The organism is Microcystis sp. M31BS1 (assembly GCF_020245285.1).
Lineage (GTDB): Bacteria > Cyanobacteriota > Cyanobacteriia > Cyanobacteriales > Microcystaceae > Microcystis > Microcystis panniformis.
In genome coordinates, this window is record NZ_JADBVE010000422.1 from 1 (window position 1) to 16,170 (window position 16,170).

A 16,170-nucleotide genomic window follows, 5' to 3' on the forward strand; every position below is an offset into this window, starting at 1 on the left:
CATAATAAATTTGGCAGAGGATTAAAGATTAGTTATTGTGACTAACTATTTTGATTAGAAAAAGATAAACTTGAGAATCTTCAGTCAAATTTATTGACTCAAAATTAGCTGTACTTAATTTAAATGAATCAACCCTACCCCCCGATCCCCAGGGGAAGCTTTTTTTAGTGATCTATTGGCAATTTTTCTGTGATCTATTGACAAATGAGAAATTTAGTGTTGACGGCTAAGAAAGCTTATGTAATACTAGCAGTTGTAATCTATTACATCCACCTTACCTCTGCGGAGATTTCTGTAAGATGACAAAAATACGGAGATACACCATTCCTAGCGCTGCTGTTCTGGCTGTTGCTGCTGGCGTAGGCCTCGCCACTGCGCCAGCACAAGCCGCAATGGTAGCCTATAACGGCTGTGCAAGTACCTCATTCTGTACACTCACCGAGCTACTTGCCGGTGGTTACATCACAGTTGATGAGGACGGAAATGGCACAATTGAGAAAACCTTCGACAATTGGATGAATTACGATTTTTCGAAAAGTCCTATGGCTAATCCTTTGACCGATCCCCTAGACAAAATTCGAGTGAGTGCAACCGGCACTTACATTCCTGGTGTCTCTGGTAGTGCTACTCTCAATTACACTATTGTTGGTGGCATAAACCTAGCTCCGCCGAGCGGGAATGCCAACTGGACTGCTGGTATCTCCTTCGAATTCGACGTCACATCCGCTGGATATGTCCCAATGACTCGCCAGATAGATGCCATAACAGGTGCTTCAGTTACAGGACCCACTACGGGAACACTTAGTAATGTGGCCTTCAATGGTGCAACGCTTATGGGCAGCAATGCATCCGCTACCCCTAGCAACCCTGAGACTGACACTATGTCGTTCGCACCAACAAACACGCTTGCGATCATGAACAACCTGAGTTTGTTAGCTCGCCGGACTACTGCAATACCTGGAACCGCCAGCGTCACGACTTTCTCACAAACCTTCACCCAGGTGGTTATTCCTGAACCCGGGACTGTTGTTGGACTGCTGGCTGTTGGTGGCTTAGGTCTGGCGATGAAACGCAAGCAACAGGGATAACTGAGCTTGGCTTCAGGACAACTTTGAGCAGAGACATCGTAGCTGCTTGCATTGAAACTCCGTCCTTTGGGGGCGGTTTTTAATTAGGGTATGCTGAACGAACCCGCGTCAGTCCCCACAGGAGAAACTTTTTGGTTCTTCGTTACTTGGTATGGTTCGATAGGGGGGCATAAATCGACTAAATCCTTATCTGGCAAGAGACTTAATTGATTAGTTCTCTCTAGAAAAAAACAATTAACAAAAATCGCTAAATGCCTTTCTATATAAGGGTTCCATCCCTTATAACTCCCGTCCATTGCATAACACAAACCGAAGAGCCTACTTTTTCAGCCAACCCTAATTGGGGTTGGCTGAAAAAGTAGGGGCGAAACATTCCGATAGGAAATCTACGGTTTCAGCGATAGGTTAGCCAATGATAGTTAGTCAAGTTTTTAATTTCATTAGTCATTGTTTGGAGATACTGACAACGAATTATCCCATTTTTCAAAAGTAATGGCAGAGATGGTTAATTGCCCTCACCCCCTCCCCTCTAACGCTCTGGGACAGGGAAGGGGGTGAGGGAAACGAATAAAGAAAAATGGTATTACAGGCAGTTGTTGATATATTTGTAATAATTTAAGAGTCACTGATAATTGCTGATTGTCGATATTTCTGCAAATGTGAGATGCACCCTTTTTTAAGCTACAAGAAGACCCAGAGAATAGGGGGGCTAAAGTGTTGAAAGTATCGCCAATATTTAAAACTAAACTTTTTTCTGTCCGGTTATCCCATAAGAGTTAAGGATAAACACAAAGGCATAAAGAACACAAACAGAAAGACAGATTCGATTTACTTAGGGCTGGCTGAATAAATGTGAAATGTAGTCCTGTAGGGGCGAAGCATTCGGATAGAAAATCTACGGTTTCACCGATAGGTTATTGCCCGAATGCTTCGCCCCTACTTTTTGCCGCAGACCACTAGGTAGGGTTTGCGGCAAAAAGTTTGTTGGTGGGGTTAGGAGTCGGTCGTCAGTAGCCGGTCGTTTCAGGCTTTGTTGCCCTCTCTTTTTGTACTAATTTATGTACTGAAAGGAGGATAATGCCAGGTTTTTGGGGGTCCCAATCCGATTTTCGCAGCACTAACATCGGATTTTAACAGGTCAAAAGCCTTATTTTCAAAGGGTTTTACCATTATTCAGCAAACCCTAAATAAATATTTTTCTTTTCTGTCTCCCCTTTTGGATTAGACTGGTAATTGAGAATAATTAGCATTTATTTAAGCGATCGCAATTCTGAGACAGTTCAAAAACCGTTGACTGAGGCTGACATTAGGGGAGTTCTCACCCTTTAGCTACTTCAGTAAACTCGATGAGCTATCAAGAAATTATTGTCACTCTTGAATGAAAGACCTTCATTACCTTTGGAGATAGGAAAAGCATGGACGATAAAATTAGAGCTAATGAACCAGAAAAACCAGAAAACTGGCAAAAAGACGACCAATTCTCCTATTGGGGCGGTACAGAGGCAGAATTAGATAATGTCACTCCCAGGGGTAATGACTTGGCTGCCACTTATCCTTTAGCACAAGTGGAAATGGGAAAAACCGTCTGGTTAGCGGGATTTCAGGGGACAGGAGGGATTAATCGACTCCTAGGTATGGGATTAAACCCCGGTATTCAATTACAGGTAATTAGTTCCCAACCAAGCGGGTCAGTTTTAATTGCCATTCAAGACAATCGTATTGGTATCGGGGCAGAAATGGCCGAAAAAATCCTCGTTAGTGACAGTCAACCGAAAAAACTGGAACCCAAAAAAGACCTACCTGAAGTAAGAACATTTCTGCGGGAGATACCCATAGGAAAAGTGGGTAAAGTCGTCGGTTATGACCGAGCATTACGAGGATACAAAGGAAAATTGTTATCAATGGGATTAACTCCGGGGACAGAGTTTACCGTCATTCGTGTGGCACCTTTGGGGGATCCCGTCGAGATTCGAGTGCGGGGATTTCATCTCAGTCTGCGTAAACAGGAGGCAGACGCTTTAATCGTGGAAGAAATAGACCCAGAAAGCTAAATTTAATTATCTAAGCCTATTCGTCACTTAATATCCTAAATTATGGTCAAACCGATTATCGCCTTAATTGGCAATCCTAACTGTGGCAAAACTACCCTTTTTAATGCTCTCACGGGGGCCAATCAACGGACCGGCAACTGGCCGGGAGTAACAGTTGATCGCAAGGAGGGACGATTTCAAGTTAACGGGGAAGATATCACCCTTGTGGATTTACCCGGAGTCTATTCCCTTGATGTGGAAGAAGGGGAGACAGGAATGGATGAATTAGTCGCTAGGGACTATCTGCTGTCAGGAGAAGCGGATTTAGTGATTAATATCGTCGATGCTGCCAATTTAGAGCGCAATCTCTACCTTACTACCCAAATCATGGAGATGCGTTTACCGATGTTGATTGCCCTGAATATGATGGATGTGGCCAAAACTAGGGGTATTGTGGTTAATCCGCAACTCTTAAGCGATCGCATGGATGCAATTGTCGTCCCGATTAGTGCGGTTAAAGGGGAAGGAATCGGAGAATTAAAGCAAAAAATTGGGGAATTAGTCAGTAATATTAGCCATACTGCTGCTTATGTCGCTTATCCTGCGGTAATTGAGGAAGCTCTGAACGAGATTGTTACCTACATTAACGACCATAGCAGTAAAAGGATCGTTGAGCCAAGATGGACTGCTTTAAATCTACTGCAATACGAGGATCGCATCGCCCCAGAATTGCGCTCCCAGGAACTATTAAGCATTATCGTCAAGCATAGACGACAAATACACCAAGTTTTAGGGGAAGACCTCGATATTTTAATTGCTGATACTCGTTATGGCTTTATTCAACAAGTTACCCAGGGAGCCACTCAACGGACTGGACAGATAAATGATACCATGTCCGATCGCCTCGATCGCATTGTTCTCGATCGCTGGTTAGGAATTCCGATATTTTTGGGCGTAATGTACCTAATGTTCTTGTTTACCATCAATGTTAGTGCTGCCTTTATCGATTTCTTCGATTTAACTGCCCAGACTATCTTTGTCGATGGTTTTGCCCAAGTTTTACAAACAATCCATACCCCCGGTTGGCTAATTGCTCTGCTCGCTGACGGGGCGGGGGGAGGTGTGCAAACCGTCGCCACTTTTATCCCCGTAATTGGCTTTATGTTCCTCTTTTTGTCAATTTTAGAGGATTCTGGCTATATGGCCCGGGCAGCCTTCGTCATGGACCGATTGATGCGTTTGGTGGGATTGCCGGGTAAATCCTTTGTTCCCATGCTAGTGGGATTTGGTTGCAATGTGCCGGCAATTATGGCCACCAGGACCCTAGAAAATTCCCGCGATCGTTTAATGACGATTATGATGAACCCTTTTATGTCCTGTGGGGCCAGATTACCTGTTTATGCCCTATTTGCGGCGGCTTTTTTCCCCATAGGTGGTCAAAACATCGTTTTTGGTCTTTATATCTTAGGAATTCTCGCCGCTATTTTGACGGGATTGGTGATGAAAAAAACCCTACTCAAGGGAGAAATCAGTCACTTTATTATGGAATTGCCTCCCTATCATCTACCGCGTCTGAAAGGGGTTTTAATTCGCACTTGGGAACGTCTGCAAGCGTTTTTGTGGAAAGCTGGACGAGTTATCGTTTTAATGGTGATGATTTTGGGACTACTCAACTCCGTCAGTTTTGATGGTTCTTTTGGTAATCAAGACAGCGAGCGATCGGTTTTAAGTGCCACCAGTAAAGCTGTAACTCCTATTTTCTCACCCATGGGACTAGAGCAGCAAAATTGGCCGGCAACGGTGGGCATTTTTACGGGAGTTTTTGCCAAAGAAGCGATGGTAGGCACATTAAACTCAATTTACAGCCAACTAGCGGGGGAAGATAACCCTAATCAGGGGGTAGCAGCCGAAAAATTCGACTTTTGGGGGCAAATTCAGACAGCTATCGCCACTATTCCCGCCAATTTAGCGCAATTACCCAATCAATTACTTGATCCCTTGGGTTTGAATATTGGTGATCTGCAAGATCAAAAAACGGCTGCCGAGAAGCAAGAAGTAGATTTAGGAATCTTTGGGGCAATGGCGAAAAGATTTGATGGTCAAGCGGGTGCTTTTGCCTATCTGTTGTTTGTTCTGCTCTATTTTCCCTGTGTTTCGGCCACATCGGCAGTATATCGCGAAACTAATGCCGGTTGGACTGCTTTTATTGCCCTCTGGACCACAGGAATGGCCTATATTGTTGCCACTTCCTTCTATCAAATCGCCACTTTTTCTCGACATCCGGGATTTTCTCTCTTTTGGATAGTCTTGATGGGTTTAACCGTAGTCGGGGTTTTATTCACCTTAAAAAATCTCCGTCCCCGAAAAATCAACCGTCCAGCAATTTAAAAGTAGGGTGGGTTAGGCGACAAAAAGCTAGGCAACTAACAAATTATTTAGATTCGCCGTAACCCACCGCAATCAAGTAACTTTTCTCGATTTTTTTCGCTTATAAACCATGATTTTAACCGATATACAGGCTTATCTTGCCAAAAATCAGAAAGCATCTCTGTCTGACTTATCTACACACTTTCGGATGTCAGCGGATGCCTTAAGTCCCATGCTCGATAGCTTGCTGAAAAAAGGGCGAATTCGCCTGATTTCCCTAGAAAAATGCGGAGGATGCAGCCGTTGTTCCCCGGAATCTATGGCTTTTTACGAATGGATTGAGGGCAATTCCACAGGGACAAACAACTAAGAGTTGAATAAGTACCTAGGCAAAATTAATTACACATTTCGATAAAGCTTTTGCCTTTTGCCCATCTTCACTAGGAAATTTATTTTGCACGACTACTTACTATCTTTTTGTAGGAGATAAAATTATGATCACTAACACAGAAATTGTCTCGACACAATCGGCCACCAGCGAGGATCCGCAAATACAATTGGCCGAATTTCTGCGAGAACATAATGAAGTGGAGATGATTATTCCAGTTTTAATGGGATTATTTATTACCAGTCGTTTTCAACTGCGAGGGGCCAATGCACTATTAGTTAATTTAGCCGTAGCCAGTATCTCGCGACAAATTTTCCAACAGTTAAAATCTCCCTTCACCAGTGACCCAAAAACTGCCGAAAAAAGCCCAGATTATAGCAATCAGGAAATAATACCGGGTTGTCGCATTGTTCACTCGGTACCGGGACGAATTCGCCTTCGTATCGACCGTTTAAGTCAAGATGCTGCCTTTGCTAAAAGATTAAACCACCTCCTCGCAGCTGAGACAATTGTTCTTAGTCATCGCCTTAATCCTACCGCTGCCTCTCTGGCAATTACCTACGAAGCAGCCGGCCTCTCCGAGTTAGATTTAGGCTTTCGTCTGATCAATCTACTTAATTTAGCCAATTCTGACAGTAATCTTGAAACTAGCTAGATTTTACTCCGATGAACTTAAGCAAACTTTCCCTCAATTCCGTAAGCGTTGTTCACTCTCTCCCTGGTCGGCTGCGCTTGCGAATTTCCCGCCTAGCATCTGATAGGCATTTTGTCAAGACCTTAGAACAAAAATTAACTTCCCATCCCGCCATTACCCATTTCCGCATCAACGCCGCCGCCGCCTCTCTGGTGATCGAGTATGCTCCCGCCCTCACCCCTGAAATAAACAGGGATTTTGGCTCGCTTTGGCAAAAAATGCTCAATCAGCCCAACGAGTCTTCGATCGAGCCAGACAAGCCCCAAAAACTAGGTAAAGAAGAATGGTCTAACCTTGCCCTTCCTACCGCCGCCACCCTCCTTGCGATCGCCTGTCAACGTTTTCCCCAACCCGGTTTGAGCATCTTGGCCAGAAGCGTCCTTTTAGCCGCAGCTTTTCCCGTGGCAGCCCGGGCGCTGAAAAGTATCTTCGGAGAGCGTAAACTAAATATCGATTGTTTAGACCTCTTAGCCCTGATTTTTAGCGGTTTTCAAGGGAAATTATTGACACCTTCCCTGATTATCACCCTCCATGAATTGGGGGACATTATTCGCGATCGTACCGCTAGGGCAACGGAAAAACGAACGGCTAATTTATTAGATACAATCGGTCATTACGCTTGGGTGGAAAAAGACGGCGAAATCAAGCAAATTACCAGTGATGCTGTCCAAATTGGCGAGACAGTGGTGGTTTATCCCGGGGAAAGCATCCCCGTTGATGGCACAGTCTGGCAAGGGGAAGCGGTAATCGACCAACAGCAACTAACCGGGGAATCCTTGCCTATTGTCGCCCGAAAAGGAACTCTCGTTTATGCCTCCACCTTAGTTCGTTCCGGTCAGATCCGCCTCACCTGTGAACGAGTCGGTCAACAAACTCGCGCCGCTGCCAGTATCGAACTTCTGCAAAAAGCTCCTGTCCATGATACCCGCATGGCCAATTATGCCGCTAATCTGGCTGATCGCCTGATTTTGCCTTCTTTAGGGTTAGCATCACTAATTTTTCTCACCACCCGAGATGCTGCCCGGGCCGCCGCTATTCTCACCCTCGATTTTGTCACGGGGATTCGGGTATCTTTACCTACAGCTTTTTTAGGTGCGTTGAATCATACCACCCGTCACGGGGTTTTGGTACGCAGTGGCAGAACTTTGGAGTTATTGGCAGATATCGATACGATTGTTTTTGATAAGACGGGAACTTTGACCACGGGGGAAGTGATGGTGGTGGGAGTGGAAACTATCCCTGGCCGCTTATCCCCAGAACGAATTCTCCAATTAGCGGCCTCGGCCGAACAAAGGATCACCCATCCCGTCGCTATGGCGATCGCTGACTATGCCCAGCGCCAGGGTGTGGAAATCTTACCGAGGGGAGATTGGGATTACCAGTTAGGACTAGGAATGCGGGCAGAAATTGATGGTAATCAGGTATTGGTGGGCAGTGACAAGTTTTTACGCCAGCAAGGGGTCAATTTAGACGAATTTGGCGGTGATTTAGCCAACCCCGCCAGTGCTTGGGTGTCTCGCAATTATCTGGCCTGTAATGGGCAATTTCAGGGGGTAATCCACTATACTGACCCTTTGCGTGCCGATAGTCGTTGGTTAATCGATCGCCTACAGCAAGATTATGGCATGACTGTGCATCTGTTGACGGGGGATAATCAACAAAGGGCGAAAGAAGTGGCGCAAGCGTTAAATATTCCCTTTGGCCAGGTTCATGCTGAGGCTTTTCCCGAACAAAAGGCTAAAATAGTTCGAGAATTGCATCGCTCTGGCCATACAGTCGCTTTTGTTGGCGATGGTCTCAATGATTCCGTGGCTTTGGCCTATGCAGATGTGTCGATTTCTTTCGAGAAGGGTTCGGAAGTGGCAAGAGAAACCGCCGACGTGGTACTGATGAATAATGATCTGAGCAGTTTACTAGAGGCGATCGCTATTGCCCAAGAAACTAAAGCTTTAATTGAACAAAATATTTTTCTAGTGGTCGCCCCGAATTTAGTCGCCCTCGTTTTGGCCACTAGCATCGGTCTTAATCCACTTTTAGCCACCGCAATTCATAACGGGACAGCAATTATTGCCGGTTTAAATAGTTTGCGTCCTCTGGTTTTTCATCAACTACAAGGTCAAAGGGAGACTCCATGAGTAAATATGATAAATTAGCTAATAAAATTGCCAAAAAAGTTACTAAAAAATTGAGCAAAAAGTTAATTAAAGCCATCTATAACCGACTGGATTTAGAAAATATTCTCTCCTCCCGTTCTTTTCCATTAGAAGAATTCGAGCGAGGTGATAATAGACATTAAACCATCATAAAAATCAAAGATTGTTATGATGGTTTAAGAGTCGGTATCTGGGGAAGTCTTGACCCATCCACTAATAACTGATAGGTGAATATCTAGGCTATATTCTCTTGAAAAAAAACTTAATAATATTCCCTCAAAAACTATTCTATAATGGTACTCGTAGGTAGATAATGCTTCTAAGTTAAAAACTTTTGCTATCTACAGACTGAAGGCAACAAAATCAATGGTTTAAAGCTCATGGAAAAAACACAGATGTTAGAACAAACGAGAAAACTAGCACAAATTACTCCAGGGAAAGCGATCGTTTTCGGAATCGGTGCGCTGCTGTTGGCCCCCACCGTGATTTCTTTACTGAAACCGGTCGCCAAAGCAACGATTAAAACTGGCGTTGTTCTCTACGAAAAAACTAAGAGTTCCTTGGCCGAAACAGCAGAAGTGCTGGGGGATATCGTCGCCGAGGCCAAAGCAGAAGTCATAGCCGAACGCGATCATCAAGTGGTTCTACCCAGTGGGGTTAATTCGGAACCCTCATTACGCGATAGTTAATTTCTGGTGAGTAACCAAAGTCACTCAACCCTGTTAGCCCTCAGCCGGCAGAACCTCAAAGTTATATAATCTTTAAGAGATATTAAGCTTTGTGTCAGTTTGCCCAGTAGGATTGAATGAATATACTTTTGGTGACATCATCTTTAGGGTTACTCCTAGCGATCGCTATCGTCGTCTATTTTGTTTCCTCTCGCAAGTACCAATCGTCGGACTCGGTGGCCAATTCCTACGACCAATGGACCGAGGACGGGATTTTAGAATATTATTGGGGGGAACACATCCATTTAGGTCACTACGGTTCCCCACCAGAAAAAAAAGACTTTCTAGCGGCAAAAGCCGACTTTGTGGCGGAAATGGTCTCTTGGGGAGGTTTGGACAAATTACCCGCCGGTGCAACTCTCCTTGATGTCGGTTGTGGTATTGGTGGCAGCAGTCGCATTCTGGCCCGGGACTACGGATTTGCCGTTACTGGTGTCACCATTAGTCCCAAACAAGTGGCACGGGCCAAAGAACTAACACCCCCAGATTTAAATGCTCGCTTTTTGGTCGATGATGCCATGGCCCTTTCTTTTCCCGACGAGAGTTTTGATGTGGTCTGGTCAATCGAAGCCGGTCCCCATATGCCGGACAAAGCCGTTTTTGCTGGGGAATTACTGCGAGTTCTCAAACCAGGGGGAGTCCTGGTGGTAGCGGACTGGAATCAGCGAGATGACCGTCAAAAACCGCTTAATTTCTGGGAACGTCCCGTCATGCGCCAACTTTTGGATCAGTGGTCTCACCCCGCTTTTGCCAGTATCGAAGGTTTTGCCGAACAGTTGGCGGCCACGGGATTGGTAGATGGGGAAGTGGTGACTGCTGACTGGACAACAGCCACTCTACCCTCTTGGATTGATACCATTTGGCAGGGGGTGATTCGTCCCCAAGGCTGGTGGCAATTTGGTCTAACTGGGTTGCTTAAATCCGTCCGAGAAGTGCCGACAATTCTGCTGATGCGTTTGGCCTTTGGCACGGGTTTATGTCGTTTTGGGATGTTCCGCGCTGTTCGCGCTCAATCCCATCTGCAAGCAAGTCAGCAAGAGTCTCTTACCTCAGTTATGTAGGGTTTGCTGAATAAATCTAAAAATCTTGTTGGGTAAGACTTTTGGACTTTTTTTTCCTCAAAAAGTCCCAACCATTGGAGTGATCGGGGGGAAAATTCCTGGACTTTTTCCCTGAAAATTAGGTAATTGACCCTCTCAAAATCGATAAAACCCCACACCCCACAGGAAAAACTTTTTGCCACAAACCCTAACTAGAGGCAATCCAATTAATTATTGATCGGGTTGTGGGGAATAGTAGGAGTTTTGATCAGTGACGATCGAGCTTGGAGAGATAGGCCACTTTTGATAATTTGTTTGAGAATTGGTCGGCCTAATTTGACCGCAGCTGGCAGCACAACCGCACCGATAACAATTGTTCCCAAACCAAAGAGAGCCGTTCGATCTCCTGATTCGTGATCTTCGATAATTTCTTTGAGATGAAAAGTCAGAATCGATTTATCCCAGTGAATAATCGCCATAGGTTTATCTCCTAATAAGGATGAAATTGGGTGTCAGCAGAAGGTAAAACAATAATATGTCCTCCCGCACGAGAAATCAGACCTTGTTGCTCGAATTCATTGATGAGTCGGGTAATGCTCACTCTGGTCATCCCGACCATTTCGGCTAATTCCCGATGAGTGAAACGGATATCGATACGCTGGCCCGTTTCTGCGGGACGACCGAACTTTTGCGATAATTGAATTAGAGTTTTCAGAAAACGCAGCCTAGGCCGATCGCGACGCAGGGAACAGAGCCAATGCTCAGTTTGTTGAACGTGACGACAGAGAGCCGAGGAAAGACTGCTACCCCGTTCAAGAGGAAGACAAGTAGCTTCAACGCTAGTGCAGCACTGCATCTCGTAGGGTTGAATCTGCGATAGGGGACGGCCGACCACATCATTTTCTCCCCAATAGCCGAGGATGACGATTTCTCCTTCCTCATCCCACGTCATCACCTTAACCACACCGCGATTGATTAACCAAAGAGCATCCAGACGCGAGGGTAGGGGGTCACGGGGTTGAAATAGACGAGTGACGAGAGGTTCCCGCATAAGTACCACCGCTAGTAGAATTACCTTCTCCTCTAATTATTGCATAATTTTCTCAATAAAATCAACAGGGATCTTCCAGAAAAATTTCCTCCAACTGATGGGACTTACCAAAGATGAGCTTCCTTATACCCCTCATTCAAAGCTGTCAACAGCCAAAGACCAAGATTTCACCTCGAAATATCCCCTCGATCGAGACTGAGAATGATCGCGATTAGCTTTCAACCAATTGATAATTATTTGCAACTGTGTGATAATGAAGTTATGAGATTTCCCCCGCAACCATGAATAGTCCCCCCGAAAAACTCCTTTACTCCCCACCTCTCTCCTCTGGGGAAAGACGGGAAGTCTATTATCGTCTTCTTTCCCTTGGTATTTGCTGTCAATGTCCAATGTACTCCCCCCTGACGGTGCAGATCGAGTCACCCTACGATTTAGTTCAGCTTTTGGGTGTGTTGCGTTCTCTCCATTGCTCTAGAGGGGAATTAATTCAATTATTGAAAGATTGCTGGCGCTTAGAAGTTAGCGGTGTCGATCATTAATTAGGGTTTGCTGAATAAATCTAAAAACCTTGTTGGGTAAGACTTTTAGACTTTTTGTCAATCAAAAAGTACCAAATATGGGAGTGATTGGGGGGAAAATCCCTGGACTTTTTCCCTGAAAATTAGGTAATTGACCCCGGCTCGACTGAGCTCGCCGAACGTCCTCAAAATCAGTAAAACCCTACACCCCACACCCTGCCTCCACCAACAAACTTTTTCAGCAAACCCTAATTATAATTGCTATTGTTTGACTTTTTATTGCTAATCAAAGTGTCGGTGTTTTTGACCCATTTTTTGACTCATGATAGTTTAACTACTGCTTTCGTCGGTCAATGAAAACTAGGAGTTAAATTCGGTTTGGGTAGAAAATCTCCTCTAATCCCGAACTTAGCCTAAAAAAGGCAATATTGCCTCACTTACAGGGATGGGATATTCTTCATGAATTCCTAGAGTTCCTCGTAGTTTTAGCGTTTGTACTTGGGGTAAAGTCCCTAAAGCTTCCATTTCTGCTTTCGATTTTGGGGGTGCATTTTCGGCGATAATTACTAACACTGGCAGCTTTAAATCAGCAAAATAATCGATAAATTGCTGACGATTAGTCACTGGATCCAGTTTACCCGTCACAAACGCAGCTGGGGCAAATCTAGCGTGAGGATGTTGAGTAATTTTATGTTTCTGGGCAATTAATTCGGGTGTTAATTTTTCCCCATCTACATAAACATGACGACTAGACATAAAACGCAGGAAAGCAGGAGTGGTGTTGAGAAAATATAACCCTTCTCCTAACAAAGGAAAACGCACCATTTCCCGCAAGAAATTACGCATTTCTGGGGACAATCCCATGGCACACAATGGACCCAACCAAGTGGGAGCAACTAAGACTAATTTATCTAGTAAATTGGGGTAATTTTTGGCTAAATTGAGGGCATATCCCGCCGCGTGACCTGCCGCAATAATGGTGACTGATTGCTTAAAAGTGGACTGAACAAAATCAATTAATAATTGTTTAAAAATAGCGGGTTCGTAGTTGAGAATTGGTCGTTCAGAATCACCAAAACCCAACCAATCCAAGCTATATATTTGAAACTTTGTCGCTAATATTTTCCCTATCCCTGCCATTTCTCTGCGACTGGAAACGGTACTAAAAGCAGGTAATAATAAAACGGGTGTACCTTGTCCTTGAATATCGTAAACAATCTCAAAAGTTTGATTTTGCCACTGCCAAGAAAATTTCTGGAGATTAGCTGCGTCTGAAGTGACCACCATAACTATTACCTCATAGTTAACTAGATTGATTCTATCTTTAATCTAACTAAGAATAATTGCTTTTACTCGGCATTATATCATAATCAAGAGCAACCAAATTAATCTTTAATATTTAATTAATCTCTGAAAGATTAATAAGATACGGTTCTAAACTCCACGCAATTATTACTGGGATTATAGAGAGTGTAAACTGCTTTATTTAATTCTTTACCAACGCTACCAACCCCAATTAAACGCTTATCTTGAATCGTCAAAGTTTCCCTTGTTTGCCGTTTATCTAAAGTAGTAACAGTGCTAGTTAAATTAGCGGACTGTAAAGAATAATCAAAAACTTTTCCTGCGCGACCACAAAATAGATTATTAACTCCCATCCGTTGCAGTCGATCTAAAATTTGCCATGGGGGAGTATCGGGGGTTAATTCTTCACTAACACTGACAGTGCTGCCATGAATTAATAAACAATCCAACTCGACAAAACCAAAATCGAGATTTCGTAACCATTGCACCGTTTCTAAAGAAACTGCGTCCCAGAGTTGTTTAGTGCTATCAATTCCATATTTAGCGATTAATTCTGTCGGTTCTCCTGTTGCTCCCAAACTGTGTAAAATTAAACATTGTTCTTCCCACCATCCCCGACAAACCTGCGGATATAAGTTATTTTTAGTGGGATAACGTATTTGTTCCACCAGCATTTCACTATCGGGATTAACACCGATAAAATCTCCTAAAATATATAAATTTTCTACAGTAACTGACCGTTGCTGAAGATCTTCCAAGACCGCTTGATAGGCTGGTAAATTACCTTGAATACCGCTTAAAATCGCCCACATAATTTCTTGATTTATCACAAATTAACGTTCGCAAACATGAGTCGGATCATCGGCTTTTTCCGCATATTCTAGACCCTTAGCCAATCGCCAAGCGAAAATAGGAGGTAAACCCGATGCTAAAATAGCCTGACAGGTTTCTTGATAGTTATAGGCCACTTCTCGCAGTTGTACCGCTGCCGTTTCTCGATCGTAAATCACATAGGTGGCATTTGGACGACCGTGACGCGGTTCTCCCACCGATCCCACGTTGATGATACGTTTAACCGGTGTGGTAAATTGCCGCGACTGTTCCCCATCGGGTTGATACACTTTTATTTGCAAGCTTCCCTCGTCGAGAGTGCGAATGTAGGGGATGTGGGTATGTCCACAGAATAAAACCTCTGTATCTACCGATAAAACCCGTTCTAAAGCTGTAAAAGCGTCCATTTCGGCTAAAAGGTACTCATGGTTACTTTGGGGACTACCATGGACAAAACAGAGGTGATCTAGCTTAAAAATTTCGGGCAGTTTTGACAAATAATTACGGTTTTCTGGGGTGATTATTTGATTTGTCCACTCATGAGCTAATCTACCGCGTTTTTCTGCTAAAAGCGACGGATAACTGCATTCACAGGCATTTAATCCCTCAACGATATCCTCATCCCAACACCCTTGTACCGTGGTAATCCCCAGTTGACGGATTTTTTCCACCACTTGGTTAGGATGGGGTCCATACCCGACCAAATCCCCTAAACAGTAGATTTCTTGACAACCCTGTTGGTCTAAATCTTGCAAAACAGCGTTAAAAGCGGGCATATTGCCATGAATACAGGATAAAACGGCTATTTTCATCAGATTAACTCCATTTCTGGCTCTAAAGATTCTTGAAATTGTTGTTGATAATAAAAAAGTGCCTCATCGGACAGACAACAATCACTCAGGGTATCGGCAATTGTCGGTTTATCGAGATTGCGACCGACGATTTCAATCCCACTGAAGCGATTCGGTCTCCCATCGAGATTTAAGGGGAAATTTAGGCTTTGAAAGTCTTTTTCTGGCCATTCATCCATAAATTCCCCATAAATACACTGACCATCGATGATATCGAAGATACTTTTAACCCGCAGCACTTCCCCATAGGCCCCTTGGGTTAATTCTGTCCAAAAGGTAGTTAAACTGGAAAAATCGAGGATTTCTCCCGTTAAAACGGCTCTATAAATCTGTATTTCTCGTTTTTTTAACCATTGATTACCTTTTATGGTTGTTTTAACGGGACTGATGACAATTTCATCGACGGGAACTTGTCCTTCGGGGATTTCTTCGTCTGGAGACGTAATCGCTACCCGATGACAATTGAGGGGTTTTAGAAAGCTTTCGAGGGATTGGGTGTCTAAATGCCATGGTACTTCCATATAGATCGTGTTTTCCATCGATAAACTGCTCAAAAGGTCTTCTTCTTCCCTAGAAATAGAGGACAACTGGGGAAAGTCACTCTGTAAAGTGAGATGATCAATGGGAAAAGTTTCCGTCTGGGGACTAAAATATAGACTTGGCTGCTTGCTCTGAGCGATTTGTTGGCGAATCCAATGGGTTTTTCCCGCAGCTATACCCCCCGTCACCACGATAATCATTTTGCTCCTTCTTTATTGTGGTAATGATAATCATTCTAGCATAAGTGAGATTGGGGCAAGTAATCTTTCTTAACCAATCCTCTAGACTTAGCAAGGTTATTTTGGGAAAAATTGGCGGTTTCTTGGGATATTAATCATGGTTATGGCTCTTTTCTCTAGGATACCATTGGCTTTGTCCATCGGGTAAATCAACTAAGATAATTCCCCTCATTTTTAATTGTGATCGCCGCTTCCGTGAAGTGCAAGGGTTTGCGATGTTCTCTAAGTTCATTAATGAACTTAGAGAACAAAGAGATGTAAAACCATTGGATCGAGGGTTCGTTAAATTTTAAAGTTTTTATCCATAAATTATTCATAAGTAGCTGGTTATAATTAAATTAAAAATG

18 protein-coding genes are annotated in these 16,170 nt (G+C 43.8%); 10 read left to right on the plus strand and 8 right to left on the minus strand.

All coding sequences use genetic code 11. The features are described from left to right. Positions 1–299: 299 nt before the first annotated feature. Positions 300–1,088 carry a PEP-CTERM sorting domain-containing protein gene (locus tag IM509_RS23720; protein ID WP_185237950.1) on the plus strand — a complete coding sequence of 263 codons (789 nt, stop codon included), beginning with the start codon at positions 300–302 and terminating at the stop codon, positions 1,086–1,088. Between the two features lie 83 nt (positions 1,089–1,171). On the opposite strand, the gene IM509_RS23725 is transcribed toward IM509_RS23720, so the two are convergent. Further along, positions 1,172–1,384: a hypothetical protein gene (locus IM509_RS23725; protein ID WP_185237951.1), complete on the minus strand. Its 213-nt coding sequence runs from the start codon at positions 1,382–1,384 to the stop codon at positions 1,172–1,174. 1,119 nt (positions 1,385–2,503) lie between these two features. Here IM509_RS23725 and IM509_RS23730 point away from each other — a divergent pair. The 8 genes from IM509_RS23730 (at position 2,504) to IM509_RS23765 (ending at position 10,509) form a co-directional block, all read left to right on the plus strand. Beyond that, the gene (locus tag IM509_RS23730) at positions 2,504–3,139 is read left to right on the plus strand and encodes a FeoA family protein (RefSeq protein ID WP_185237952.1); all 636 of its coding nucleotides are present in this window, start codon (positions 2,504–2,506) and stop codon (positions 3,137–3,139) included. Between the two features lie 42 nt (positions 3,140–3,181). Further along, positions 3,182–5,506, plus strand: coding sequence for a Fe(2+) transporter permease subunit FeoB (gene feoB, locus IM509_RS23735; protein WP_185237953.1), 2,325 nt, complete (start codon positions 3,182–3,184; stop codon positions 5,504–5,506). A 109-nt stretch (positions 5,507–5,615) separates the two neighbouring features. Continuing rightward, on the plus strand, positions 5,616–5,855 hold the full coding sequence (locus IM509_RS23740; RefSeq protein ID WP_185237954.1) for a FeoC-like transcriptional regulator: 240 nt from the start codon (positions 5,616–5,618) through the stop codon (positions 5,853–5,855). Positions 5,856–5,979: 124 nt separating this feature from the next. Continuing rightward, positions 5,980–6,528: an HMA2 domain-containing protein gene (locus tag IM509_RS23745; RefSeq protein ID WP_002742210.1), complete on the plus strand. Its 549-nt coding sequence runs from the start codon at positions 5,980–5,982 to the stop codon at positions 6,526–6,528. Between the two features lie 11 nt (positions 6,529–6,539). Next, positions 6,540–8,702 (plus strand): heavy metal translocating P-type ATPase, encoded by a 2,163-nt coding sequence (locus IM509_RS23750; RefSeq protein ID WP_002742211.1) that lies wholly within the window; start codon positions 6,540–6,542, stop codon positions 8,700–8,702. Beyond that, the gene (locus IM509_RS23755; RefSeq protein WP_002742213.1) at positions 8,699–8,863 is read left to right on the plus strand and encodes a hypothetical protein; all 165 of its coding nucleotides are present in this window, start codon (positions 8,699–8,701) and stop codon (positions 8,861–8,863) included. Before IM509_RS23750 ends, IM509_RS23755 begins: the two co-directional genes overlap by 4 nt. 237 nt (positions 8,864–9,100) lie before the next feature. Next, positions 9,101–9,409 (plus strand): DUF5132 domain-containing protein, encoded by a 309-nt coding sequence (locus tag IM509_RS23760; protein WP_002742215.1) that lies wholly within the window; start codon positions 9,101–9,103, stop codon positions 9,407–9,409. Positions 9,410–9,525: 116 nt separating this feature from the next. Further along, positions 9,526–10,509: a methyltransferase domain-containing protein gene (locus IM509_RS23765; protein ID WP_052276083.1), complete on the plus strand. Its 984-nt coding sequence runs from the start codon at positions 9,526–9,528 to the stop codon at positions 10,507–10,509. Here the strand turns inward: IM509_RS23765 and IM509_RS23770 are convergent. Genes IM509_RS23770 through IM509_RS23780 form a run of 3 tightly spaced genes read right to left on the minus strand, consistent with a single transcriptional unit; the run spans position 10,479 to position 11,539 of the window. Continuing rightward, positions 10,479–10,667, minus strand: a complete 189-nt coding sequence (locus IM509_RS23770; protein ID WP_249264813.1) for a hypothetical protein — start codon at positions 10,665–10,667, stop codon at positions 10,479–10,481. The two genes, IM509_RS23765 and IM509_RS23770, sit on opposite strands and share 31 nt — an antisense overlap. A gap of 48 nt (positions 10,668–10,715) precedes the next feature. Continuing rightward, positions 10,716–10,967 (minus strand): hypothetical protein, encoded by a 252-nt coding sequence (locus IM509_RS23775; RefSeq protein WP_002742221.1) that lies wholly within the window; start codon positions 10,965–10,967, stop codon positions 10,716–10,718. Between the two features lie 11 nt (positions 10,968–10,978). Then, positions 10,979–11,539 carry a Crp/Fnr family transcriptional regulator gene (locus IM509_RS23780; RefSeq protein ID WP_002742223.1) on the minus strand — a complete coding sequence of 187 codons (561 nt, stop codon included), beginning with the start codon at positions 11,537–11,539 and terminating at the stop codon, positions 10,979–10,981. A gap of 281 nt (positions 11,540–11,820) precedes the next feature. Here IM509_RS23780 and IM509_RS23785 point away from each other — a divergent pair, with 281 nt between their 5' ends. Next, a complete protein-coding gene (locus IM509_RS23785; RefSeq protein ID WP_002742227.1) occupies positions 11,821–12,078 on the plus strand; it encodes an Asr1405/Asl0597 family protein in 258 nt (85 codons plus the stop codon). A 387-nt stretch (positions 12,079–12,465) separates the two neighbouring features. Here the strand turns inward: IM509_RS23785 and IM509_RS23790 are convergent, their stop codons facing one another. The 4 genes from IM509_RS23790 to IM509_RS23805 form a co-directional block, all read right to left on the minus strand. After that, positions 12,466–13,344 carry an alpha/beta fold hydrolase gene (locus IM509_RS23790; RefSeq protein WP_072924103.1) on the minus strand — a complete coding sequence of 293 codons (879 nt, stop codon included), beginning with the start codon at positions 13,342–13,344 and terminating at the stop codon, positions 12,466–12,468. Positions 13,345–13,475: 131 nt separating this feature from the next. Beyond that, complete coding sequence (locus tag IM509_RS23795; protein ID WP_052276086.1) at positions 13,476–14,174, minus strand: metallophosphoesterase family protein; 699 nt, start codon at positions 14,172–14,174, stop codon at positions 13,476–13,478. A gap of 21 nt (positions 14,175–14,195) precedes the next feature. Then, the gene (locus tag IM509_RS23800) at positions 14,196–15,005 is read right to left on the minus strand and encodes a metallophosphoesterase family protein (RefSeq protein WP_185237955.1); all 810 of its coding nucleotides are present in this window, start codon (positions 15,003–15,005) and stop codon (positions 14,196–14,198) included. Continuing rightward, positions 15,005–15,784, minus strand: a complete 780-nt coding sequence (locus IM509_RS23805) for a hypothetical protein (RefSeq protein ID WP_185237956.1) — start codon at positions 15,782–15,784, stop codon at positions 15,005–15,007. The genes IM509_RS23800 and IM509_RS23805 overlap by 1 nt, the downstream gene beginning before the upstream one ends. Positions 15,785–16,170 lie beyond the last annotated feature (386 nt).